The organism is Mycolicibacter minnesotensis (assembly GCF_010731755.1).
Taxonomy (GTDB): Bacteria; Actinomycetota; Actinomycetes; order Mycobacteriales; family Mycobacteriaceae; genus Mycobacterium; species Mycobacterium minnesotense.
On record NZ_AP022589.1, the window covers coordinates 3,426,672 to 3,449,443 of the forward strand.

18 protein-coding genes and 1 tRNA gene are annotated in these 22,772 nt (G+C 65.2%); 14 read left to right on the plus strand and 5 right to left on the minus strand.

The window, feature by feature from the left end; genetic code table 11:
* Positions 1-22: 22 nt before the first annotated feature.
* Both G6N09_RS15845 and G6N09_RS15850 read left to right on the plus strand, forming a co-directional pair.
* On the plus strand, positions 23-1,537 hold the full coding sequence (locus G6N09_RS15845) for a TldD/PmbA family protein (RefSeq protein ID WP_083022392.1): 1,515 nt from the start codon (positions 23-25) through the stop codon (positions 1,535-1,537).
* Complete coding sequence (locus G6N09_RS15850; RefSeq protein WP_083022393.1) at positions 1,534-2,901, plus strand: metallopeptidase TldD-related protein; 1,368 nt, start codon at positions 1,534-1,536, stop codon at positions 2,899-2,901. The genes G6N09_RS15845 and G6N09_RS15850 overlap by 4 nt, the downstream gene beginning before the upstream one ends.
* Positions 2,902-3,049: 148 nt before the next feature.
* On the opposite strand, the gene G6N09_RS15855 is transcribed toward G6N09_RS15850, so the two are convergent.
* Positions 3,050-3,520 (minus strand): nuclear transport factor 2 family protein, encoded by a 471-nt coding sequence (locus G6N09_RS15855; protein WP_407662621.1) that lies wholly within the window; start codon positions 3,518-3,520, stop codon positions 3,050-3,052.
* A gap of 58 nt (positions 3,521-3,578) precedes the next feature.
* Here G6N09_RS15855 and htpG point away from each other — a divergent pair, with 58 nt between their 5' ends.
* The 3 genes from htpG to G6N09_RS15870 all read left to right on the plus strand — a co-directional run bounded on the left by htpG (position 3,579) and on the right by G6N09_RS15870 (position 8,371).
* A complete protein-coding gene (gene htpG, locus G6N09_RS15860) occupies positions 3,579-5,510 on the plus strand; it encodes a molecular chaperone HtpG (protein WP_083022394.1) in 1,932 nt (643 codons plus the stop codon).
* A gap of 355 nt (positions 5,511-5,865) precedes the next feature.
* Positions 5,866-7,095 carry a PPE family protein gene (locus G6N09_RS15865; RefSeq protein WP_083022395.1) on the plus strand — a complete coding sequence of 410 codons (1,230 nt, stop codon included), beginning with the start codon at positions 5,866-5,868 and terminating at the stop codon, positions 7,093-7,095.
* A 73-nt stretch (positions 7,096-7,168) separates the two neighbouring features.
* Complete coding sequence (locus tag G6N09_RS15870) at positions 7,169-8,371, plus strand: PPE family protein (protein ID WP_165756557.1); 1,203 nt, start codon at positions 7,169-7,171, stop codon at positions 8,369-8,371.
* A 15-nt stretch (positions 8,372-8,386) separates the two neighbouring features.
* On the opposite strand, the gene G6N09_RS20360 is transcribed toward G6N09_RS15870, so the two are convergent.
* Complete coding sequence (locus tag G6N09_RS20360) at positions 8,387-9,724, minus strand: PPE family protein (protein ID WP_083022396.1); 1,338 nt, start codon at positions 9,722-9,724, stop codon at positions 8,387-8,389.
* Between the two features lie 566 nt (positions 9,725-10,290).
* Positions 10,291-11,295 carry a zinc-binding dehydrogenase gene (locus G6N09_RS15880; protein WP_083022397.1) on the minus strand — a complete coding sequence of 335 codons (1,005 nt, stop codon included), beginning with the start codon at positions 11,293-11,295 and terminating at the stop codon, positions 10,291-10,293.
* A gap of 40 nt (positions 11,296-11,335) precedes the next feature.
* On the opposite strand from G6N09_RS15880, the gene G6N09_RS15885 reads away from it, so the two are divergent.
* Positions 11,336-12,076: a carboxymuconolactone decarboxylase family protein gene (locus tag G6N09_RS15885; RefSeq protein WP_083022398.1), complete on the plus strand. Its 741-nt coding sequence runs from the start codon at positions 11,336-11,338 to the stop codon at positions 12,074-12,076.
* Positions 12,077-12,078: 2 nt separating this feature from the next.
* Here the strand turns inward: G6N09_RS15885 and G6N09_RS15890 are convergent, their stop codons facing one another.
* A complete protein-coding gene (locus tag G6N09_RS15890; RefSeq protein ID WP_083022399.1) occupies positions 12,079-12,942 on the minus strand; it encodes an alpha/beta fold hydrolase in 864 nt (287 codons plus the stop codon).
* A 126-nt stretch (positions 12,943-13,068) separates the two neighbouring features.
* Between G6N09_RS15890 and mddA the strand changes: the two genes are divergently transcribed.
* Together mddA and G6N09_RS15900 are read left to right on the plus strand one after the other, a co-directional pair.
* Positions 13,069-13,803, plus strand: a complete 735-nt coding sequence (gene mddA / locus G6N09_RS15895) for a methanethiol S-methyltransferase (RefSeq protein ID WP_083022400.1) — start codon at positions 13,069-13,071, stop codon at positions 13,801-13,803.
* Between the two features lie 117 nt (positions 13,804-13,920).
* Positions 13,921-13,994 (plus strand) — tRNA-Ile (locus tag G6N09_RS15900).
* A 25-nt stretch (positions 13,995-14,019) separates the two neighbouring features.
* Here G6N09_RS15900 and G6N09_RS15905 read toward each other — a convergent pair.
* A complete protein-coding gene (locus tag G6N09_RS15905; protein ID WP_083022401.1) occupies positions 14,020-14,781 on the minus strand; it encodes a PE-PPE domain-containing protein in 762 nt (253 codons plus the stop codon).
* Positions 14,782-15,219: 438 nt separating this feature from the next.
* Here G6N09_RS15905 and G6N09_RS15910 point away from each other — a divergent pair, with 438 nt between their 5' ends.
* The 6 genes from G6N09_RS15910 to G6N09_RS15935 all read left to right on the plus strand — a co-directional run bounded on the left by G6N09_RS15910 (position 15,220) and on the right by G6N09_RS15935 (position 22,764).
* Positions 15,220-16,110, plus strand: a complete 891-nt coding sequence (locus tag G6N09_RS15910) for a hypothetical protein (protein WP_133053063.1) — start codon at positions 15,220-15,222, stop codon at positions 16,108-16,110.
* 286 nt (positions 16,111-16,396) lie between these two features.
* Positions 16,397-18,376 carry a phosphoinositide-specific phospholipase C-related protein gene (locus G6N09_RS15915; protein WP_083022403.1) on the plus strand — a complete coding sequence of 660 codons (1,980 nt, stop codon included), beginning with the start codon at positions 16,397-16,399 and terminating at the stop codon, positions 18,374-18,376.
* A 133-nt stretch (positions 18,377-18,509) separates the two neighbouring features.
* A complete protein-coding gene (locus G6N09_RS15920) occupies positions 18,510-19,451 on the plus strand; it encodes an alpha/beta hydrolase (RefSeq protein ID WP_083022501.1) in 942 nt (313 codons plus the stop codon).
* A complete protein-coding gene (locus G6N09_RS15925; RefSeq protein ID WP_083022404.1) occupies positions 19,451-20,308 on the plus strand; it encodes an SDR family NAD(P)-dependent oxidoreductase in 858 nt (285 codons plus the stop codon). Before G6N09_RS15920 ends, G6N09_RS15925 begins: the two co-directional genes overlap by 1 nt.
* Positions 20,309-20,347: 39 nt before the next feature.
* On the plus strand, positions 20,348-21,268 hold the full coding sequence (locus tag G6N09_RS15930; RefSeq protein WP_083022405.1) for a reductase: 921 nt from the start codon (positions 20,348-20,350) through the stop codon (positions 21,266-21,268).
* A gap of 11 nt (positions 21,269-21,279) precedes the next feature.
* Positions 21,280-22,764 (plus strand): flavin-containing monooxygenase, encoded by a 1,485-nt coding sequence (locus G6N09_RS15935; RefSeq protein ID WP_083022502.1) that lies wholly within the window; start codon positions 21,280-21,282, stop codon positions 22,762-22,764.
* Positions 22,765-22,772: the final 8 nt, after the last annotated feature.

Sequence of the window (22,772 nt, forward strand, 5' to 3'; positions counted from 1 at the left end):
AGCCGGTCGATAACGTGGACGGGTGACAGTGAACCGGGAGATCGACGCCGAGTTTGTTGCCCTGCCTCGCCACGCGCTGGCCGACGCCGCGTTGTCGGCGGCTAAAGCCGCCGGTGCCGAGCACGCCGACCTGCGTATTCACCGCATCGCGACGGAGATCATCCGGCTGCGCGACGGCGAGTTGGAGACCGCCGTGATCAACCGTGAGCTCGGCTTCGCGGTCCGCGTGGTCGTCGACGGCACCTGGGGCTTCGCCTCGCATGCCGAGTTGGCGCCGGATGTCGCGGCCGACACGGCGCGGCGCGCCGTGCAGGTGGCCAAGACCCTGGCCGTGCTCAATGCCGAGCGGGTTGAGCTTGCCGCCGAACCGGTGTACCGCGATGCCAGCTGGGTATCGGACTATCTGATCGATCCCTTCGAGGTGGCCACCTCCGACAAGATCGACGTGTTGGAGGACTACTCGGGCCGGCTGTTGTCGGCAGACGGGGTGGACCATGTTTCGGCCTCGCTCACCGCTGTCAAGGAGCAGACCTTCTACGCCGACACGTTCGGCTCGGCGATCACCCAGCAGCGGGTGCGGCTGATGCCGGTCCTCGATGCGGTCACCGTAGGGCCGGACGGCTTCGACTCGATGCGCACTCTGGCGCCCCCGACTGCGCGGGGCTGGGAGGCGGTGGCCGACGACACCGTGTGGGACTGGTCGGACGAGTTGGCGCAGCTTCCGGTGCTGCTCGCGGAGAAGATGAAGGCCCACGGCGTGATCGCCGGGCCTACGGATCTGGTGATCGATCCGACGAATCTGTGGCTGACCATCCACGAATCCATCGGCCATGCAACCGAGTACGACCGAGCTATCGGCTATGAGGCGGCCTACGCCGGAACATCGTTCGCCACCCCCGACAAGCTGGGCACGCTGCGCTACGGCTCGCCGGTGATGAACGTGACCGCGGACCGCACGGTGCCCTACGGACTGGCCAGCATCGGCTATGACGACGAGGGTGTGGCCGCTCAGAGCTGGGACCTGGTGCGCGACGGACGATTCGTCGGCTACCAGCTGGACCGGGTGTTCGCGCCACGGTTGGGTCAGTCCCGCTCCAATGGCTGTTCCTATGCCGACTCGCCGCACCATGTTCCGATTCAGCGGATGGCCAACGTGTCGCTGCAGCCGGGCACCGACGACCTGTCCACCGCGGACCTGATCGCCCGGGTAGCCAACGGCATCTACATCGTGGGCGACCGATCATGGTCTATCGACATGCAGCGCTACAACTTCCAGTTCACCGGACAACGGTTCTTCCGGATTCGCGACGGCCGGCTCGATGGCCAACTCCGCGACGTGGCCTATCAGGCGACCACCACCGATTTCTGGAACGCCATGGAAGCGGTCGGTGGTGCCTCGACGTGGCGGTTGGGCGGGGCGTTCAACTGCGGCAAGGCTCAGCCCGGCCAGGTGGCCGCGGTCAGCCACGGCTGTCCGTCAGCGCTGTTCCGGGGGATCAACGTGCTCAACACGCGCAGCGAAGGGGGCCGGGAATGATAGGGCCGCAACAGGTCATCGAGACCGCGCTGACGGCCTCAAAGCGCGCCAACACCGAGACCATCGTGCTGGTCACCGACCGGACCGAGGCATCGCTTCGGTGGGCCGGTAACTCGATGACCACCAACGGGGTGTCCAACAGTCGGACCACCACCGTCGTCTCGATCGTCTTCGACGACGCCGGCGCACGGGTCGGTTCCCTGCGCTCGGCGGAGGTGGATCCGGCGCTGATCCCTGATCTGGTCGCGGCATCTGCAGAAGCGGCGGCAGGCGCGCCGGAGGCCCGTGATGTCGCGGAACTGCTGCGCGGCAACGGTATACCGGATGATTGGGATGAGCCTGTTCCGCAGACCGGCGCGGAGGTGTTCGCCGGGCTGGCCACGTCACTGAGTCGCGGATTTGCTGGGGAAGACCAGCTCTACGGGTTCGCCCGCCATGAGGTGCAGACCACGTTCTTGGCATCATCGACGGGGTTGAGGCGACGTTTCACTCAACCCACCGGGACGGTGGAGATCAACGCCAAGCGCAATGGCGCCAGTGCCTGGGCGGGGATCAGCACGCCAGATTTCGTTGACGTTCCCGGTGATGCACTGCTGGAGCAGCTGTCTACCCGGCTCGGGTGGGCGGCTCGGCGGGTGGATCTGCCCGCGGGTCGCTACGAGACATTGATGCCACCGTCCACGGTGGCCGACATGATGATCTACCTCGGCTGGACGATGAGCGGTCGCGGGGCTCAGGAGGGCCGGACGGCGTTGTCGGCACCCGGCGGCGGCACCCGGGTGGGGGAGCGGCTGTCCGAGCTGCCGTTGACGCTGTATTCCGACCCGCACGCGTACGGGCTCGAGTGTGCGCCGTTCGTGGCGACCGGCACCTCGTCGGAGACCGCATCGGTATTCGACAACGGCCTCGACATCGGTTGCGTGGACTGGATCCGGGGCGGGGTGATCAACGCGCTGGCCTACCCCCGGGCCGCCGCTGCCGAGTTCGGCGTCCCGGTCGCGCTGGCCGCCGACAACCTGTTGATGACGGGTGGTTCGGCCAGCATGGACGAGATGATCGCCTCGACCGAGCGTGGACTGCTGCTGACCACACTGTGGTACATCCGTGAAGTCGACCCCACCTCGCTGCTATTGACCGGTTTGACTCGCGATGGCGTCTACCTGGTCGAAGACGGCAAAGTGACCGCGGCGGTGAACAATTTCCGGTTCAACGAGAGCCCACTGGACCTGCTGCGCCGCGCCACCCAGGCCGGCATTGCCGAACCGACCCTGCCGCGGGAGTGGGGTGATTGGGCTACCCGGGCGGTGATGCCGTCACTGCGCATTCCGGACTTCCACATGTCGTCGGTGAGTCAGGCGCAATGACGTGGTAGGCCGCTGAGCTCGTCGAACCTGGTCCTGAAGAGGTCCCAAAACCCCCAGCTCCACGGCTTGAATGGTAGTCACGTGGTGATCGTTTGTGGGTCGATTCAACGCGCGGTAAAGATCCGGTAAAGGCCTCGATGTTGGGGCGTCACACCAATTCGGTGGCGTCGAATACCCACGACATGTCCTCGGTGCCGAAGCTGTCGAAATAGTTCGGCGGGATGAAAGCCAGCAGGCTGGAGTAGTCCCAGTAGTCTTTCCACGTCGCGATCTTTCCGTCGATCACGCGGTGCACCGTGGCGAACTTGAGGGTGCCCTGTTCGCCGGTGGGGAAGATCCAGGTTTCGGAGTGTTCGTACATGACATCTGCGCCGTTGGACACCAGCTGGCCACCGTGGTGCTGGTAGCCGGCCAACCGGTCGAACAATAACCTGAGCCGCGTGACGATGTCCTCGGGACCGCGTGCCCCCACCGCCGGCATCGGCATGTCGACGTAGAGGCAGTCCGCCGCCAAGAAGGTCTTCAGTGCGTCCCAGTCGTGTCGCGCCAGGGCCTGCCACATGGCCAGGACGACCTCACTTGCGGCGGTGGCTGAATCCGACGCGGCAGCGTCCATCATGATGGTCACTGAACCGGTTGGGCGAGCCGGTGTCAATCGTCGAGGAGGGAAGATCTCAATGAGCGCGAATGTGGAGCAGCTGGAGTTTCAGGCTGAGGCCCGTCAGCTGCTGGATTTGATGATTCATTCGGTCTACTCAAACAAGGACGCGTTCCTGCGGGAGCTGATCTCCAACGCCTCCGATGCACTGGACAAGCTGCGGCTTGAGGCTTTCCGTAACAAGGACCTCGAGGTAGACACCTCCGATCTGCACATCGAGATCGAGGTCGACACGTCGGCCCGCACGTTGACCGTTCGCGACAACGGCATCGGCATGTCGCGCGATGAGGTGGTGGACCTGATCGGCACCCTGGCGCGCTCCGGCACCGCCGAGCTGCGTCAGCAACTGCGTGAGGCCCAGAACGCCGAAGCGTCCGAAGAGCTGATCGGCCAGTTCGGGATCGGATTCTATTCGGTGTTCATGGTGGCCGACCGCGTCGAGATGGTCACCCACAAGGCGGGCCAGAGCGAAGGCATTCGTTGGGCGTCCAGTGGCGATGGCACCTACACCATCGAACCTGTCGACAGTGCCCCGCAGGGCACGTCGATCACCTTGCACCTCAAGCCCGAAGACGCCGAAGATGAGCTGCACGACTACACCGCGGAGTGGACCATTCGCGGCCTGGTCAAGAAGTACTCGGACTTCATCGCCTGGCCGATCCGGATGCAGGTCGAACGCCGAACGCCGCCCGAGCAAGAGGGCGGTGATGAGACGGTCACCGTCGAGACCCAGACGCTGAACTCGATGCAGGCGCTGTGGGCGCGTCCCAAAGAAGAAGTCTCGCAAGAGGAATACAGCGAGTTCTACAAGCACATCGCACACGCCTGGGATGAGCCGCTCGAAGTCATCGCGATGAAGGCCGAAGGTACCTTCGAATATCAGGCGCTGCTGTTCATCCCGTCGCACGCCCCGTTCGACCTGTTCAGCCGCGATGCTCAGGTGGGGGTCCAGCTCTACGTCAAACGGGTTTTCATCATGGGCGACTGTGACCAGCTGATGCCCGAGTACCTGCGCTTCATCAAGGGTGTCGTGGACGCCGCGGACATGTCACTGAACGTCTCGCGGGAGATCTTGCAGCAGGACCGCCAGATCAACGCTATACGCCGACGGCTGACCAAAAAGGTGCTGTCGACCATCAAAGAGCTTCAGTCCCAACGGCCTGAGGACTACCGCACCTTCTGGACGGAGTTCGGTCGCGTCGTCAAGGAAGGCCTGCTGTCCGACTTCGACAATCAGGACGCGTTGCTGGGGATCAGCTCATTCGCCTCGACACACAGCGACTCCGAGCCGACCACCCTGGCTCAGTACGTCGAACGCATGAAAGACGGCCAGGAGCAGATCTTCTACGCCACCGGTGAGTCACGCCAGCAGCTGCTCAGATCGCCGCACCTGGAGGCGTTCAAGGCCAAGGGTTACGAGGTGCTCCTGCTGACCGACCCGGTCGACGAGCTGTGGGTCAACACCGTCGCCGAGTTCGACGGCAAGCCCTTGCAGTCGACAGCCAAGGGTGAGGTGGACCTGGACTCCGAGGAAGACAAGACCGCGCACGAGGCGCAGCGCCAGGAACAGCAGAAGGAATTCGCGGACCTGATCGGCTGGCTCGAGCAGACCTTGACCGACCACGTCAAAGAGGTGCGGCTGTCGACTCGGTTGACGGAGTCACCGGCCTGCTTGATTACCGACACTTTTGAGATGACCCCGGCGTTGGCACGGATCTACCGCGCCAATGGTCAAGACGTGCCGGTGGGCAAGCGGATCCTCGAACTCAATCCAGACCATCCGCTGGTCACCGGTCTGCGTCAAGCCCACAGCGAGCGTGGCGAAGACGCCGACTTGGCCGAGACCGCAGAGCTGCTCTACGGGACTGCCCTGTTGGCCGAGGGCGGCGCGCTCGATGACCCGGCACGCTTCGCCGAACTGCTGGCGCAGCGACTGGCCCGTACCGTCTGAGCAGGTTTGATTCGCGCCCAACTATGACCTGACACCGGTTTCGGGCAGCGGGATTGATCTCGCCGTAGTCGGTGAGATCAGATGTGCGTACAGGTCGCCTCCTGCCGAGATTGGGGGTTAGAGCGCATAGCGATGGACCGGCTCAGCGCGGAAGCTGGTAGTCGGGCGCCAGGAGTTTTCTTCGCTGGATTGGGTGCACGTCGTCACCAGACGGCGAAGGAATGGCGCAACCGCCACCTATCCGGGCCGGCAGAGCAGCGTTGGGCTTTGAGCACTCCAGCCTCCGCCGCGCGGAGTGACCCCGCGCCGCTGCTCGCCGTTGCAACGGCAACGGCCATGAGAGGGGATTTGTGTGATGGTGGATTTCGGAGCGGCCCCGCCCGAGGTGACCTCGACGAAGATCTACTCCGGGCCCGGCTCGGGCCCTCTGCTGGCAGCCGCGGCGGCGTACGACTCGCTCGCTGCGCAACTGCAGGCCTTTGCCACCGGGTATTTTTCGGTGGTCGCCAACCTGCAGAGCGAAAGCTGGACCGGTAGGGCGTCTGCGGCGATGGCCGCTGCGGCAACACTGTACGCCGAGTGGGCGTTGGCAACGGCCGGCCAGGTGGAGCGTGCCGCCGGTCAGGCCCGTGCAGCGGCGGCCACCTACGAGAATGCCCGTACCGCGATTGTCCCGCCGGCACTGGTGACCGCCAACCGCGCCCGCCTGGCGAGCCTGGCCGCAACCAATGTTTTCGGTCAGAACACCCCCGCGATCGCGGCGACCGAATTCGACTATGCCGACATGTGGGCCCAAGACGCGCTGGCGATGTTTGGGTATGCCGCTTCGGCCTCGACGGCCGCCAAGCTGGCGCCGTTTCAACAGCCTCCGCAGACCACCAACCCTCTTGGTGGAGCTGGTCAGGCGGCCGCGGTCGCTGGTGCCGCCGGCTCCAGCACTGCCTCGGACACTCAAAGTCTGCTTTCGCCGCTTCTGGCCGAGCTGCCGCAGCAACTCGGCGGGCTCTCGACCGGGCAGGCTGCTGCGCTGCCCGCACAGGCGGATCCGTGGCTGCCGCTGGATCTGATCGCTGCCCTCAACATCGTGCTGGGACCGACCTCTTTTGCTTTGCAGACTGCCCGGACGATCTCGTCGGTGGGCTCCTTCGCGCTGGCCGGAAATGCTTATCTCGTCGCCCATGCCGAAACCGGCGCGGGCGCGGCGAACGATGAGAAGCCGGTCCAGGTGAGCGACGAGAAGCCGGCGGTGGATTCTGGATCCTCAGGTGGCCGAACGGTGCTGGCCCACATGGGCAGCGACGTCGCGCCGGTGGGACAGTTGTCGGTGCCGCCGGCGTGGGCCGATGCCACGCCGGTGGCATCGGTGTCTAAAGACCCGGTGTGGCTGTCTGAAGACGAGGTCGCGGTTGAAATGGCCGTGCCGGATGGTTCGACGGACATGTCCGGGGCTGCCCCGGCCATGGGAATGGGGCCGATGGCGGCCATGATGGGCGGCGCGGCGGCGACGGGACGTCAGACCGTGTCCAGTGCTTTGCGTGTCGCACCGGGGCGATTCACCATGCCCCGACCGTCCCTCGGCGGCTAACCGATGTTGATGCGCGGCGCGCGCTTCGGCGAGGCCTTGTGGGCACTCTGTTGCCCCAGCGACAGGATCATTGGTGTTTGATTTCGGCGCTCTACCCCCCGAAATCAATTCGGCCAGAATGTACTCCGGTCCGGGTTCGGGGCCGATGATGGCCGCGGCCACGGCCTGGGACGCTGTCGGAATTCACTTGGAGTCACTTGCAGCCGGCTACTCGGAGATGATGGCGAATCTCCAGGGCCAGGTGTGGGCGGGAGCTGCTAGCGACGCGATGGCCGTGGCCGCCGCGCGATACATCGCGTGGGCCTCGGCCACGGCGGTGCAAGCCGAGTCGACTGCAGCCCAGATTCGAGCGGTGGCCAGCGCGTACGAAACGGCCTTTGCGGCGACGGTGCCGCCGACAGCGGTAGCGGCCAACCGCGCCCAGTTGTTGATGCTGGTGGCCACGAACTTCTTTGGGCAGAACGGGCCGGCGATCGCCGCCACCGAGGCCAGCTACGCGCAGATGTGGGCCCAAGACGCCTCGGCCATGTACGGCTATGCCGGAGCCTCGGCGCAGGCATCCGCACTGAGCCCGTTTCAACGGCCGCCCGAGACCACCAACGCCGGCGGGCAATTCGCCCAATACGCCGCGTCGGCGCGCGCTAGCGCCGAGGTCGTCAGCGGGCAGACCCAACTACCGGTATCTGAGCTGTTTGCCCCCGCTGTGGAACAACCGCATGTCCTAGCCCCGGCACAACCGGCACAAGCCGGAGCTGTGGCGGCCTCGTCGCCGCAGACGTGGCCCATTGTCGCCGAGCTTGCCGTCTTGGGTCCCACGTTGGGGGTGTTGGGGATCGCTCAGCAGGTGGTCTTCACCACCGGATCGCAGGGCATCTTCGGTGTGGCACTTCTGAATGCACAGGAAAAGGCGGCCGCGGGAGGCGCAGTACCCAACCCGAGTATCCAGCCTGGGGTGCCTGGTTCGCCGCAGTTCCCCCACGCGGTGCTGGCCAGCGCTGGGCGGTCGGCGCCGGTGGGCAAGTTGACGGTGCCGCCGGGCTGGCTGACGGCAGCTCAGATGACCGACACCGTCGATCCTGGAGGGCGAGCAACCCGGCCAGCTGGTTCGTTCGGGGTCCCTGCTGAGGCACCCCAGGCGCTGCGGCCCGCTGCAAACAGCGCCCCGATGGGGGCGATGGGACCTATGGGGCGCTCGGGGCCCCGCAACGACGGTATTGCGGCATACCGGTTGCGTGACCGACGATTCCGGTTTCCCCGGCCGCCTGCCGGAGGGTAGGCAGGATCGTCCATCTCAGGACGGCTTCGGGGGTGGTTCACCGGCGTCATCCCAGGTGGCGGGCATCATCGGCACGATCGGGCCGTCCTCGAAGACCGCGTCATTCACGGTGGTCAAACCGCTAGCGTGCGAACTGGTATCCCGGCGATGCGTCCCGTCGAACCCCAGGCTTCCGGTGGCCCGCTGCGAGGCAATCGGCGACGTCGAGGATGCCGGCTGGACGCGATCGGTCGGTAGCTCAGAGTTCATGCTGACCCGGATGCCCGGATCCTTGGCGGCGGTTCGGCGCCGTCGCCGTGCCGATGCTGGCTTGCGTGAGGTGACCGCAGCACCAGCAGCCGGGGCCGACGACTTGTCGCCGTCGGTCAACGACGGCCCGACCGGCGTGTGGGGATCGCTTCCCCCGGTCGGCGGCGAGCGAAACGCCACCGCGGCGGAAATCGTCGCCGCTGCCGGGGCGGCCGCTGCGGGGCTGGGTGCGGGTGGGTTGGCGGCCGCCCCCGCGCCCGGCGCGGCCGGGTTTGCTGCCATAGCAGGCCATGCCGAGGCCCCGGCCGCCACCTGCGGTGCTCGTGGTAAGGGAGCCCCGACGGCCGCGCCTGCCGCGGCTGCGGCAGGCGGGCCGACAGCCAGCTCTTCAACCTCTGCCGCACCAAGGCTTCCGATCATCGCCGGGCTTGCCGCGATGCTGTAGATGATCCCCTGAATGATCCATTCGTCGAACAGGTCAGCAAATTGAAGAAGCGCCGGAAGGTAGTCGGCCAAGTTCGATCCGCCACCGTTGCCGGTGTCGGCGCCGTCGTCGCCCTCATCGAACGCCACGATCGCCGGAGCCGGTGCCGCCTGGGGAACTGACGCCAACGCGGCATCGGAGACCGCTTGATAGCCCTCCATGACGCCGGCCGCCTGGACCCACATCCGCGCATAGTCGGCTTCGTTCACGGCAATCGGAACAGTGTTGATACCAAAGAAGTTTGTCGCTACCAATGTGGCGTGTGCCGTGTGGTTGGCGGCCAGCTCGGCGAGGGTCGGCATGGTGGCCAAGGCGGCAGCGTAGGCCGCCGCACCTATTTCGTGCTGCATCGCCGTCGACACGGCTTCGCTACTGGATTTCTCCAACCACGCCAGATACGGCAGGTGCGACTCCGCGTAGCGTTCAGCGCTAGGACCACGCCATGACCCGGCCCGAACTAGATGCAGAGTGCTAATCAATTCGCTTGCTGCCGAGCTATATTCGTAGCTCAGCGAGTGCCAGACCTGCGCGGCGCCCAGTAGCGTGCCAGCACCTGGTCCGCTACTCAACAGGGTCGAATGTACTTCGGGTGGCGAAGCCAGCCACAGCGGCGCGCTCACGTTGCCCGCTCTGCGGGCAGGCTGTCAGTGGGGCTGCAAGGCATCGGATCTCCTCAATTGACCGACCCGAATTCGGCTTCAGATCACCGCGAAGAGCGCACCGGAAAGTGCCCCATGCCAATACATGCAGGGGCTCTAAAGCGTTGCGGTATAGATCGATTCAGAGATCAGAAGCAAAGCCGAGGAAGGTTCGAAACGAAACGGTCGGCGTTTCTCGGATAAGGACCGTCGCTAGGACTCAAATCGTTCTCACCTCCTTGACGCCAGGGCGCGCGGGGCGCCGGCAGAATGCCCGGTGAGGGGATGGGGACGCTGGGAATCGAACCTGGTCGCAGGCTACCCGCTCACTCAAGGTGCGTACCGAATCATCGTGGCATCGGTTTACCGGTGCGTCAAATCGTAGCGATGGTGACGAAAATGGTTGCGGTGCAAGGGAAAGAAACTCTCAGGAGTTTCTGTTCTGTTCGTGAGGAGCTGCGCGGTTCCAGGTGCGGGCCGTCCGATCGGCGAATTGGAGGTCATACCCCATTGCCGCGCAACACAAGCTGTGTCAGAGCGGGCTTGGCCTAGGGCACGAGTACCACTTTGCCGACATTCTCTCGCGCAGCCAGAATGCGGTGGGCTTCCGGGGCGTTCGCGAACGGTATCGCCGCATGCACGATCGGTGCTGCGATCCCACTGGACAGCGCTTCAGCCAGTGGGGTGATCCAGGGTCCGAGGGTGCCGCGGTCGTCCCACAGGCGCAGCATGTTCAACCCGATGACGGTCTTGGACTGCTCCATCTGGGTGATCAGACTGAAGCCGCGCAGCATCGCCAGTGCCTGGGGCGCGGCCCGCAGCAGTGATCGTTTCTCGCCCTGTTGCAGCGACGACAGGCCGTAGGCCGCAAGCCGCCCGCCGGGGCGCAGCAGCGCGAACGAGCGCCACACGGAGGTGCCGCCGAGCCCGTCGAGCACGAGGTCATAGGGCGGCAGGTCCTTCCACCAGTCTTTGCGGCGATAGTCGATGGCACGGTCGATGCCCAGCGCTTCGAGTTGAGCGTGTTTGCCGGGCGACGCGGTGCCGTGCACGACCGCACCTGCGGCTTTGGCCAGTTGGATCGCGGCGATGCCGACGCCGCCAGCCGCGGCGTGCACCAGGACGCGTTCGCCGGGCTGCAGTGAACCGTAGCCGTGCAGCGCAGCCCAGGCCGTCGCATAGTTCACCGGTATCGCGGCGCCCTCCTCGAAGCTCATTGACGGGGGCAGCGCGATGGTGTCGTCGGCGTTGGCGTTGACGATCTCGGCGTAGCCGCCGAACCGGGTGCCGGCCAAGACTCGTTCCCCGATACGCGCCGGATCGACACCGTCACCGACGGCCTCGATAGTCCCGGCCACCTCGTAGCCGACCACCGCCGGCAGCTTCGGCGCATCGGGGTAGAGCCCCACTCGGGCCAAGTGGTCGGCGAAGTTCACCCCCGCCGCACGCACCCCGATCCGCACCTGTCCGCCGGCGGGCGGTGGGGGTTCGGGGCGATCTTGCACCTGCAGTACCGAAGGTGGGCCATGTTTGGTGATGACGACGACGCGCATGGGTTCCAGCCTATTGCTCTGACGGGCCATAATCGGTCAGATGGACGTCCTCAATGAGCTGAACCGGCTGGTGGCCCTGTCGGGCGATGTGCCGGCGGACTCCGATCCCGCGGTGGCCGAGTTCGCCGAGCAGTTCGGCGTCGATGTCTCGGCGATCACCGAGGATCAGCGGGTCCGCCTGCGGGAGGCGCTGGGGGAGAAGACCTTCGGGGTGGTGATCCAGATGTTCGTCGCCGATTTCGCACCCCGGGTGTATGCCGGCCTCGACGCTCTCGGGGTGGCGTTCCCATCGCCCGTGGACGGGCCGGAGCACGCGGGCGAACTGGCCGACGCGCTGTTCAATCAGTTCATGCCAGCCGTGGCCCGACTGCGATCCCTGGACCCGGTGACCTCTGAGGTGGTTCGACTGCGTGGTGCAGCCCAGCACAACTGCCGGTTGTGCAAGTCGCTGCGTGAGACGACGGCCCTGCATGCCGGTGGTTCCGAGTCGATCTACGACGACATCGAGCTCTTCGAGGATTCAGCGCTGCTGACCGAGGCGCAGAAGGCGGCACTGCGTTATGTCGACGCGCTGATCTGGACCCCCGGACAGTTCGACGCCGACGTAATCGCCGGGGTGCGTCGGCACTTCAGTGACGAGCAGGCCGTCGAGTTGACGCTGGACGTGATGCGCAACGCCGGCAACAAGATTGCGGTGGCCCTGGCGGCGGACGCGCCCCGGGTCGCCGAGGGCACGGAGCGCTATCTGTTAGATGACGACGGCCAGACCGTGTTCGGCTGAGCTCAGCAGGAGTGGCGGTCCAAAAAGTCGAGGATGGCGTCGGCGAAGATGTCGTTACGGTCACCGGCGACCATGTGACCGGCCCCGGCGACATCGACGAATTCCACCCGCGGGAACCGGGTGAGAAACTCGTCGGCATTGGCGGCGCTGACCAAGTCGCTGAGCTGGCCGCGGACCAGCAGCATCGGCACTGCGCTGTCCAGGATGGTCTGCACTGCGGTGTTGAGCCGCTCTACATCGTGGATCTCCATCGGACCCTGGTGGTCGGGACCGCTGATGAACTGGGGGTCCCAATGCCAGTACCAGCGGTCGCCGCGCCGGCGCAGGTTGGCAGTCAGCCCGTTGAGGTCGGCCGGGCGGGGCCGGTGCGGGTTGTAGGCGGCGATCGCGTCGGCGACCTCGTCGAGCGAGTCGAAGCCGGACTCCATGTTCTCGGCCATGAACGCCTGCACTCGCTGTGCTCCAGACGGGTCCATGTTGGGCACGATGTCGACCAGCACCACCGCGCTGGCCGCACCGATTGCCAGTTCGCCGGCAAGCAGCATCGCGGTGCAGCCTCCCAATGAGGCTCCCACCAGCACCGGGTTCGGCGGCAGAGTGCGCAGCACCTCGTGGACGTCGGAGGCGAAACTGACCAATCGGTAGTCGCCTTCGGTCGCCCAGTCGGACTCGCCGTGGCCGCGCAGGTCCACGGTGACCGCCTGCCAGCCGCGCTCGGCCACGGCTGCGGCCGCCCGGCCCCAGGACCGGCGGGTCTGGCCACCGCCGTGCAGAAACACCACGGCACGTGCGTCGGGGTCGCCGTGCCGGTCGGCGATGATCCGGACGTCGCCGGGGGCGTGGGTGACGAAGGTTTCCGCGGTCATCCTGGGATAGTAAGCCGAGCTTGATAATGGCCGATCACTTGGCCGTCGAAAGCTATGGTGACCTGCAGGTAAGCGGGTCTACGATGGCGGGGTCGGCATTTTCGGGAGGCCGCTCGGGAGGGTTCGATGGCCCGTCATCTCGCCCTGGCCTACGGGGCACTCAACTATCTTTGCTTCCTCGCGGTGTTCGTGTACCTGGTCGGCTTCCTCGGCAATTTCGTGGTGCCGCGCAGCGTCGATCACGGCCCGCCCGCGCCTGTCGGGCTGGCGGCCGCGATCGATGTCTTGCTGGTGACGCTGTTCGCGGTGCAGCACAGTGTGATGGCGCGTCCGGGTTTCAAGCGATGGCTGGTCCGCGTGATACCCGCGAACATCGAGCGCAGCACCTATGTGCTGGCGTCGAATCTGGTTCTGGTCCTGTTGTATTGGCAGTGGCGCCCGATCCCGGCGATCATGTGGAACGCAACGTTGCCCGCGGAGCGGGCGGTGTTGTGGGGCCTGTTCTGGATCGGCTGGGCCATAGCCCTGGTATCGACGTTCCTGGTCAGTCACGTCGATCTGTTCGGGCTGCGCCAGGTGTATCTCGCGTGGCGAGCGCAGCCCTACACCCATGTCGGCTTTCACGCGCGAGCGCTCTATCGGGTAGTGCGCCACCCGCTGATGCTGGGGTTCGTGATCGCGTTCTGGGCCACACCCACCATGACTGCGGGTCACCTGCTGTTCGCGCTCGCGGCCACCGGCTACATCCTGGTCGCGATGCGACTGGAGGAACGCGACCTGATCGCCGCCCTCGGCGACGAATACCGGCACTACCGTCACCGGGTGCCGATGTTGGTGCCGGTGCGACGGCGCAGCAGGTGACCGGGCTCAGCGTCGGGCGGGGGACTTCGATGCTCGAGCCCCCGGGAGCGTCACCGTTGACGCGTCATCGCCCGGTCCAGGGGTAGGCGCTAGTGTCGTAGCCGCCAGTTAGTGCCAGGGGCGGTAGCTCAGTTGGTTAGAGCCGTGGACTCATAATCCATTGGTCGCGGGTTCGAGCCCCGCCCGCCCTACTCCGTACTTGTGAATGACTTCGGGTCACACCCCGAAGAACGTGTTCACCAGTGCCTGCCACAGCTCGCTGCTGTCGAGCATCGGGATCTCGTTGTAGGTGGTCATGCCGTCGACCACCGATGTGGCCGAGTCGATCTGCTCTGGCGTCAAGCCGAGGTAGACCTGATGAAGTGCCAATCCGTAAAAGATCTCCTGCCAACCCGTGTTGGTGAAAAGGAGTTCCCACCAGTTTCTGCCCAGGGTGTCCGCATAGATGTCACCTTGGATGTTGAACACTTCCGTGGGGTACAGGTCATTAGGGACCACGGCGGGGTTGGCGCCCAGCATCACGAAACGTAAAGCGTCGGTGGGGACGCCGGCCTCGACGAGTTGCTCCTGGGCGTAGGACGCGATGAGGCTGCTTTGCGAATAGGTGAAGATCGTCATTGGGTCACTGCATACGCCGTAGGCGTCGCAGCCCATCTCGCCGGCGTTGAAGTCGGCGACGATCGAGTCGACGAGGATGGCTTGGCCTTGCGGGACGCTCTGAAAGAAGTCCCAGCTGTTGGGCAGAGTCAGCGGCAGTGTCGACGCGGAGTTGCCCTCGTAGCCCAGCGGCCCGAGATACAGATCGATCCCGTTGCTGATATATCCGGCGCCCGGCGTCGAGATGCCCGTTGGACCCAGGACCAACGCATCGGTTGACCCGTAGAGAAAGTCGTACTGCCTGTCGTTGGCGGCGTTGGCCGCTCCGGCGAACGCTAACGCGGCGCCACACAGTGCGGCGCCGAAGATGAGTTGCTTCATCGATCCCCCTAGTTCGCAGCGTTCATAGGTGACGTCGCCAAGCCGATTGCACGACAAGAAATTACGTCGACCGACATGCCCCCTACAGATGTCGGTCGTACGCCGTGCCGTCAGTCAGCAACTCACAGGATTGTGGCAACTGGCGTCAATACCCGTCGTGGGATTGGAAATATTCTCTGAAGAAATCCGTCTGCGCCCGGGCTGTTGATGTGTTATAGGAGTCGCCGGGCCAGGATAAGCAGACTTAGGTCCGTTCTTGAGGACTCAACAAGGGGAAGCTCCGGCCGCTAGGGAGCCGCTCATCGGTAGCCGTCCGGCGGCAAACCGCCCCACTGCGGCGCTCCACCGGCGGCCTGGCTCGCAGGGGACATCCGAAAAACGCCGGTTTTCGCGGCTGGCCGGCGTGCCTAGAGTTACCGTAGTGGCTCCAGTCATGAAATGAGTGTTGTGGGATCAGCCAGTCATACCCGGACCGCCGTCGGCATCGCGGTGCTGGCCGCGGGTGCGCTCCTTGCGACGCCGACAGCGGCGCCGCCGCCCGAGGTCGTCCTGCACGCGGTCGCGCTGTCGGCCAATCCCTTGGATCCGTATGTGGACCTGATCACCAACACCGTCAACAACCTGGGGACCCTTGGTGCCCACTGGCTGGAAGATCCACTGCCCACGGTGGTCCAGCTGGCCACCAATTGGTTCGACTACGCCCAGACGACGGTGGATCTGATCGGCGATACAGCCCGGTCCTTTGTCGACGGGGTGATCAATCTGCCCGGCCAACTCGAAACGTTCTTCGATGCCGTCTCGGCCAGTGATTTCACGGCCATATTGGGGCAGGGCATCATCATTGTGCTGAGTATCTTCCCGGTTGCGGGACTGGTGGATCGCCTGATGTCCATCCCCTTCGAGATCGTCGGCAACGTCGTGAATGCGGGCATGGCGACCTTGCACGCACTGCAGGTGCCGGTCGGCCTTGCCGCTCTGAGCTCGGTGCAGGCTGCCGTCGCCGAGATCGGCACGCTGGCCCGCGATTTCATCGACGACCTGGCGTCCGGGGATATCGGCGGGGCGCTGGCCGGGCTGATTGGAGCACCGGCCCAATTCCTCGACGCCTATTTGAACGGCGACAGCCCGGGTATGGCAGGTCTGCTCACGCCGTTTGAGGATCTGTACCAGACGGGCTTCGTGGATGCCCTGGTGAACTTCCTGCCCCGAGCGGTCGCCGAGTCGATCGGCGCCGCCTATTCGCCGATCGACGGATCGCTGCCGCCGGACCCTGGGTTCTTTGACCTGAGCGGCTCGGTTGATCCGAGCGTTCTCCTGCCTGACTTCTGATCCGCCCGGCGTGTACGCCGCGCCCTGGGGGAATTTCCGGCGTGAGCAGACGCCAAGTTAATCAGAAGAATTCATTGAGCTCGATCTGTGATCGTGTCGTGTTACCGGTGTGATTCTTAATGCCCATTGTTACGGAAGTTGTCTGAGTGATTCGTGAGCGAGTCGGCGTCGTTGCCGAATGAGGAGTTGGTCCGTGGTTTATGGGGCGGCCTTTAAGCGTTCTCGGCGCCACGTCGGGTGGACGGCCACGGTAGGGATCGCGACTCGCCGACTTCGTTGGACCGCGGTGGCCGCCGTCTTGTCGGTACTCGTCGCCTGGGCCGGGGCTGCGGTGGGATTGCCCGGGCTCGCCTCGGCGGCGAGCGCCGAGCCGCAGAACGTGGTGGCCGTGACCACCACCGCCACTCCGGTCAGCGCCGGATTGGTTGCGGTTCCGGCCAACCCGGCCACCCAGTTCGCGATCGTCACCCCACCCGCGAACGGCACGGCCACGGTCACCGGCGCTACCTTCACCTACACCCCGGCCAACGGCTATGTCGGCACCGACGCCTTCAGCTACGCCACGACCGACGGTGTGACGGTCTCGACGCCGGCCACCGTCGGCATCACGGTGATGTCACCGGCTTCCGCGCCACCCTCGCTGGCGACCGCCTGTACCGACTTGGGGCCGGCCTTCGCCCCGGTCTGTACGGCCATCGGTGACGTGACCAACCCAGTGGTGAACGCCTGCAGCACGGTTGGATCCGTCGCGGCGTGCAGCTGGTTCGGTGGCAACAAGCACGGACTGATCAGCGCGTGCTTCAATGTCGCCACCGGTCAGCTGGAATCGGCGTGTAAAACGCTCGACGCGGCGGCACAGTTGGTGGCCAGCCAATGCCGGGTGATCAACGGCCCGATCGACTATTGCGCCCTGCGTAACGGCAGTCCCATCGGCAATCGCTCCGTGCAGACGTACTTGGCCGGCCCGGTGCACCGGGCGCTGGCGCAGCAGTACCGGCTGAACATGACTCTGCCGCTGGGGCAGACCCAGCTCCCTGCCACCCACAACTCGTTCAACTACACCAACGCCAACGTTCCGCCGACCTTGTCGGGCATGGATCCCGACCAGCTGTACTCGTTGGTCGATCAACTCGACTTGGACATGCGCTTCATCGAGCTCGACCTGCACTGGTATCCCAGCCTGGGCGCTCCCGGCGGCTATCAACCGATCTTGTGTCACGGCTTCGACAACCACCTGGGCTGCACCTTCGAAGGACCTGCCAGCAAGGGCCTGCAGGAGATCCGGGGCTGGTTGGACGCCCACCCCGATCAGGTGATCGTCCTCTACATCGAGAACCGGCTCGACGACCCGGTCGATGACGTCACCAAGTCGCTGCCGGCCGGAGCTGCGGTCATCGAGAGCACCTTGGGCAATACCTCCGCACGCGACCTGCTGTTCCGCCCCTCGCAGGTGCAACCCGGCTCCACCTGCGACACCCAGCCGATCCCCCTGGGCGTGACCATGGCCCAGATTCTCGCCAGCGGAAAGCAGGTGCTGATGTATACCAACAGCGGCTGCGGCCAGAACGCGGCGTGGGACGCCCTCGGCTTTAACGACAGCAATGTGGCGGAGAAGGGCAGGCCGGTCACCGTCGCGTACCCCGACTGCTACTTCAGCAGGGCGCAGTACGAGAGCTCCTACACCCGGTTCTTCGACTCCAGCACGCTGGTTGACGTGCTCGCCGGTGGCGGCAATGCCCAGCCGATGACCTCGGCCGACATCCACGAGATGATGAAATGCGGTGCCAACGCACCAGGACCGAACTTCCTGGACCCCCAGGCCGACCAGCTGGCGGGCTTCTCCTGGAGCTGGTCCTACGGTCAGCCGGTGTCCAGCCCCACCCAACAGTGCGCCGTACACAGCGGTGACGGTCGCTTCCAGGCAGAGGCTTGCGGCCAGTTCCTGAACTACGCCTGCCAAGCCCCGGACGGTTGGCATATCAGTTCCGGCGCCGGCCAGTTCGCCGGTGGGTCCCTGGGATGCGCGGGTCAGGGCGCCTTCGCAGTACCTCGCACCGGGTATCAGAACGAACTGCTCAAGACGGCCAAAGCCCAGGCCGGTGTCGACCGGGTCTGGCTGGCCTACACCGCCGGCAATGACGGGAACTGGAGCATGGGATCAACGCCGCCGCCGGCGCCGTCTGCCCAAATGCGACCGGTGACGCCGAGCCTGCCGCCGTACCCGGTAGAGATGCCCGATATGCCCTTCCCGATCACGGTGTCCTGACGCCGGGGGACTGGCCGGCCAAACCTCTACACCGCCTATCGTGCCATTGACAAATGGCAGAATTGCTGGTGTTGTGTGTGCCGTGACCGAACCCCAGGGCTCGCCCCTGCCTGAAGTTCCCACCCGTGCCCCGATGCGTGCAGTGGTTGGGGGTACCGCCGCTCGATGGACGCTGCACGTCCTCAACACGATGATTCCGATGAATCCGCTGGGTATCGCGTTTGCCCGCGGACTGATCGCCACCATCATGGGAACGCTCGGATCGATGCCCGCCGGAACCAGGGTCATCCCGGTACACGAAGCAGGTGTTCGTGGCGAGTGGGTGCTGGCCCCCGGCGTCGAGTTCGGCAGGCGGGCCGGGTATTACGTGCATGGCAGCGGGTACGTCCTGTGCTCGACGCGGACCCACCGCAAGTTGGTCGCGCGGCTGTCGGAGGCCACCGGATTGCCGATGTTCGCCGTCGACTATCGACTGGCTCCCGAGCACCCGTTCCCGACGGCCGCCGATGACGTCGAAGCCGGCTATCGCTGGCTGTTAAGCCAGGGCTATGCCGCCCGTGACGTCGTGATCGGTGCAGACTCCGCCGGCGGCCACCTGACCTGCGACATGTTGCTCGCCTATGCCGATGAGCCGGAGTTTCAGCCGGCCGGCGTGGTGCTGTTCTCGCCGTTGGTCGACCTCACGCTGACCCTGGCCGAACAGCAGGAGAAGTTGCGGCGAGACCCCGCGGCATCGGCAGCCTCGGCGCGGCGCCTGGTTCAGCTCTACGTGCAGGGCCAAGACCCCGACAACGTCCGGCTTCGGCTCGACTTCGGTCGGTCTGCGCAGTTGCCGCCGGTCTTCACCCAGGTGGGGGGCTTCGAGATGCTCAGCGCGGACGCGCGTCACCTGGACGCCGAGCTGCGCCGCAACGGGGGAACCAGCACTCTTGAGGTCTGGCCGGGCATGGTGCATGTTTTCCAGGCACTGCCCCGGCTGGCCCCGGAGGCCAAGCCCGCATTGCGCCGGGTGGCGGCCTTCATCGCCGGTGTCTATGCCGATCAGCGAACCGACGATGTCGAGGCAGCGCGCTGATGTTCGGAATCGACACGGTGCTGTCCCTGCTGCGCACCGACCGGCGGACCGCCAACGCAAAGGCGGTCGTGACCGGCGCCGGCAGCGGCATCGGGCGTTCGTTCGCCCTGGAGCTGGCACGCCGCGGCGGCGACGTCGTCTGCGCCGACATCAACGCGGAGCGGGCGGCTGAAACGGTGGCGCTGATCGAGCAGTTGCGCATCGGTTCAGCGCATGCGGTGCAGTGTGACGTGTCCGATCGCGGTGAGATCGAAGCGCTGGCTACGCGTGCTCAGGAGATCTTTGGTGGCCCACCAACTCTGGTGATCAACAACGCCGGTGTGGGCATCGGCGGAAAGCCGGTCGGCGACATCGGCTTCGAGGACTGGGACTGGGCTCTCGGCATCAATCTGTGGGGCGTGGTCTACGGCTGTGAGGTCTTCACTCCGCTGCTTCGGGAGGCCGGACGCGGCGGAATCATCAATGTGGCGTCGGCGGCGGGATTCGCCGCGGCACCGGCGATGGCGGCCTACAACGTGTCGAAAGCCGGCGTCCTTTCGCTGTCGGAGACGCTGGCCGCCGAACTGGACGGCACCGGAATCGCGGTCACCGTGCTGTGCCCGACCTTCGTCAAGACCAACGTCTTCACCGACGGCCGGATCACGCCTGCGTCGATGAACCTGACTCAGCAGCTGGCCCGCTGGACCGGCCTTTCCGCGGACAACGTCGCGGTGCGCACCTTGGACGCACACGACAGCGGGCGGCTCTATGTAGTGCCGCAACTCGACGCCACCCTCATCTGGCACCTCAAGCGGCACTTTCCAGAAATCTACGTCCGTGGCACCGGGCTGCTCGCCCGTCTGCTTCCCCAGGGCTGAACTGACGAACAGCCTTCTCGCGAAAGGAAAGAACTGACCATGGCGATGAACCTCGACGACATGTTGCAGAAGATCAAGGACAAGCAGTGGGCCTTGGTCGACATCGACTGGGACGCCCCCGGAGCGGAGCTCATCGAGCCGGACCTGTGGGCCAAGCTCAAGCCGTTCATGACTGACCTGATGTGGATCGAGAACGTCGGCGCCCGCGGGTTCGCGGCCCTGGCCAAGAAGGCGCCGACCCCGACGCTGAAGAGCATCTACGAGCACTTCCATGCCGAAGAGCAGAAGCACGCGAACGCCGAGCTCGCGCTGATGCGCCGGTGGGGCATGTTGGACGCCGACGAGATTCCCCCGCCGAGCGTCAACGTGCAGCTGGTCATCACCTGGCTCGACAAGTTCTCCGACAGCATGTCGCTGTCCATCTTGGGCACCGTCATTCCCATGCTGGAAGTGGCCCTGGACGGCGCGCTGATCAAGTTCATCACCGAAGAAGTCAAGGACCCGGTGGCCCAAGAGGTCTTCAAACGGATCAACTCCGACGAGTCGCGACATCTGGCGGTCGACTTCGAGGTGATGGACATCCTGGGTCATGCCGACTTGCGGAAACTGGCGGTCGAACTGGTCGGAAGCTGGATGAACCCCGCACTGCTGATCGGCACGCTGAGCTACTTCCCGCTGCTGAACAAGATGCGGGACAACATCGTGGCGATGGGCGTCAACGAAGAGCGTCTTTACCAGGCCATGCGCCGGTTCCAAAGTGTCGGCGAGCGAAGCTCTTTCGCTCGCCGGGTACCGATGTACCGGTTGATCTCCTGGCATGGCAAGAAGGTGATCGACCGTAGCTCGAAGTACCACTGGCTGGCCGACTCGCTGGTCAAGATCACCGGGGTCATCCCGCCGTCCCTGGTGCACAACACCCCGACCTGGTCACAGGAGCTGACCTACGAGCCGGTCGCGTGAAGGAGCAGCACATGACGATCTCGGTAGCGATCATCGGCGCCGGATTCGCGGGCATCGGTGCCGCCATCCGCCTCAAGGACCAGGGCATCACCGACTTCGTGATCCTGGAGAGGGGCTCACGGGTCGGCGGAACCTGGCGTGACAACACCTATCCCGGCGCCGCGTGCGACATCCCGTCACGGCTGTACTCCTACAGCTTCGCGCCCAACCCGGATTGGTCGCACACCTACTCCGGCAGCGGCGAGATCCTGTCCTACATCGACACCATGGTCTCCTCGTTCGGGATCGCACCGCATATCCGGTTCGACCACAACGTCGCGGGGATCACCTATGACGCCGAAGCCGGAGAGTGGACCATCGAACTCCAGGGCCGGGAAGCGGTGCGCGCCCGGACCGTCGTGGTGGCCTCCGGCCCGCTGGCCAATGCCAGCTTTCCCGACATTCAGGGGATCGACACCTACGAAGGCCGCAAGATCCACAGCGCCCGATGGGATCATGACTACGACTTCGCTGGAAAGAAAGTGGCTGTCGTCGGCACCGGCGCCAGCGGCGTGCAGATCATTCCCGAATTGGTCAAGGTGGCGGAGTCGGTCAAGGTGTTCCAGCGCACCCCGGGGTGGGTGCTGCCGCGGCTCAACACGAGCACAAGCGGTTGGCTGAAGAGGATCTATAAGGATGTGCCGCTGGCCGAGAAGCTGATGCGGACGGCATGGTTCTGGGGCCACGAGTCGGTGGCGGTCGGTGTGGTGTGGGACAGCCCGTTCACCCGGCTGGTCGAGGCCCTGAGTCTGGCGAACCTGCGCGCCCAGGTGAAGGACCCGTGGCTGCGGCGCCAGCTGACACCGGACTTCTCGGCCGGTTGTAAGCGGCTGCTGATGACCAGCGACTACTACCCGGCGCTGCAGAAGGACAACTGCAAGCTGGTGACCTGGCCGATGGCGCGCTTGTCACCCAAGGGAATTCGGACCGTGGAAGGTATCGAGCACCAGGTCGACGCCATCGTGTTCGCCACCGGTTTCGAAGTGTCCAAAGCCGGAACGCCGATTCCGATCACCGGAGTCGATGGCCGTGACCTGGGCTCGGAGTGGAGCAGAGGTGCCTACGCCTACCGCAGTGTTGCGGTGTCGGGCTACCCGAACCTCTTCTTTACCTTCGGGCCTAACTCTGGGCCAGGCCACAGCTCGGCTCTGGTCTACATGGAGGCGCAGATCGATTACATCGTGGATGCCATTGCGAAACTGCTCCAGTACAAATGGAAGTCGATCGACGTACGTCCCGAGATCCAAGATCGGTACAACCAGGACATCCAGCGGCGGCTGCGGGCCACCACATGGAACTCCGGATGCCAGAGCTGGTATCTGACCGAAGATGGCTTCAACGCCACCATGTTTCCCGGGTTCGCCACACAGTTCGTCAATCAACTCAAGACGCTGAACCTGGAAGACTTCAAGATCACCGCGGCGACGACAAGCGGTGAGCCGGTCCTAACTGCCTAGGATGCGAA

Excerpts from the sequence above, each read along its gene's own strand:
- mddA (WP_083022400.1), top strand. The coding sequence starts at position 13,069 with ATGGCCCGTCATCTCGCCCTGGCCTACGGGGCACTCAACTATCTTTGC.
- G6N09_RS15865 (WP_083022395.1), top strand. The coding sequence starts at position 5,866 with ATGGTGGATTTCGGAGCGGCCCCGCCCGAGGTGACCTCGACGAAGATC.
- G6N09_RS15885 (WP_083022398.1), top strand. The coding sequence starts at position 11,336 with ATGGACGTCCTCAATGAGCTGAACCGGCTGGTGGCCCTGTCGGGCGAT.
- G6N09_RS15910 (WP_133053063.1), top strand. The coding sequence starts at position 15,220 with ATGAGTGTTGTGGGATCAGCCAGTCATACCCGGACCGCCGTCGGCATC.
- G6N09_RS15930 (WP_083022405.1), top strand. The coding sequence starts at position 20,348 with ATGGCGATGAACCTCGACGACATGTTGCAGAAGATCAAGGACAAGCAG.
- G6N09_RS15855 (WP_407662621.1), bottom strand. The coding sequence starts at position 3,520 with ATGATGGACGCTGCCGCGTCGGATTCAGCCACCGCCGCAAGTGAGGTC.
- G6N09_RS15920 (WP_083022501.1), top strand. The coding sequence starts at position 18,510 with ATGCGTGCAGTGGTTGGGGGTACCGCCGCTCGATGGACGCTGCACGTC.
- G6N09_RS15890 (WP_083022399.1), bottom strand. The coding sequence starts at position 12,942 with ATGACCGCGGAAACCTTCGTCACCCACGCCCCCGGCGACGTCCGGATC.
- G6N09_RS15935 (WP_083022502.1), top strand. The coding sequence starts at position 21,280 with ATGACGATCTCGGTAGCGATCATCGGCGCCGGATTCGCGGGCATCGGT.
- htpG (WP_083022394.1), top strand. The coding sequence starts at position 3,579 with ATGAGCGCGAATGTGGAGCAGCTGGAGTTTCAGGCTGAGGCCCGTCAG.
- G6N09_RS15905 (WP_083022401.1), bottom strand. The coding sequence starts at position 14,781 with ATGAAGCAACTCATCTTCGGCGCCGCACTGTGTGGCGCCGCGTTAGCG.
- G6N09_RS15880 (WP_083022397.1), bottom strand. The coding sequence starts at position 11,295 with ATGCGCGTCGTCGTCATCACCAAACATGGCCCACCTTCGGTACTGCAG.
- G6N09_RS15925 (WP_083022404.1), top strand. The coding sequence starts at position 19,451 with ATGTTCGGAATCGACACGGTGCTGTCCCTGCTGCGCACCGACCGGCGG.
- G6N09_RS15850 (WP_083022393.1), top strand. The coding sequence starts at position 1,534 with ATGATAGGGCCGCAACAGGTCATCGAGACCGCGCTGACGGCCTCAAAG.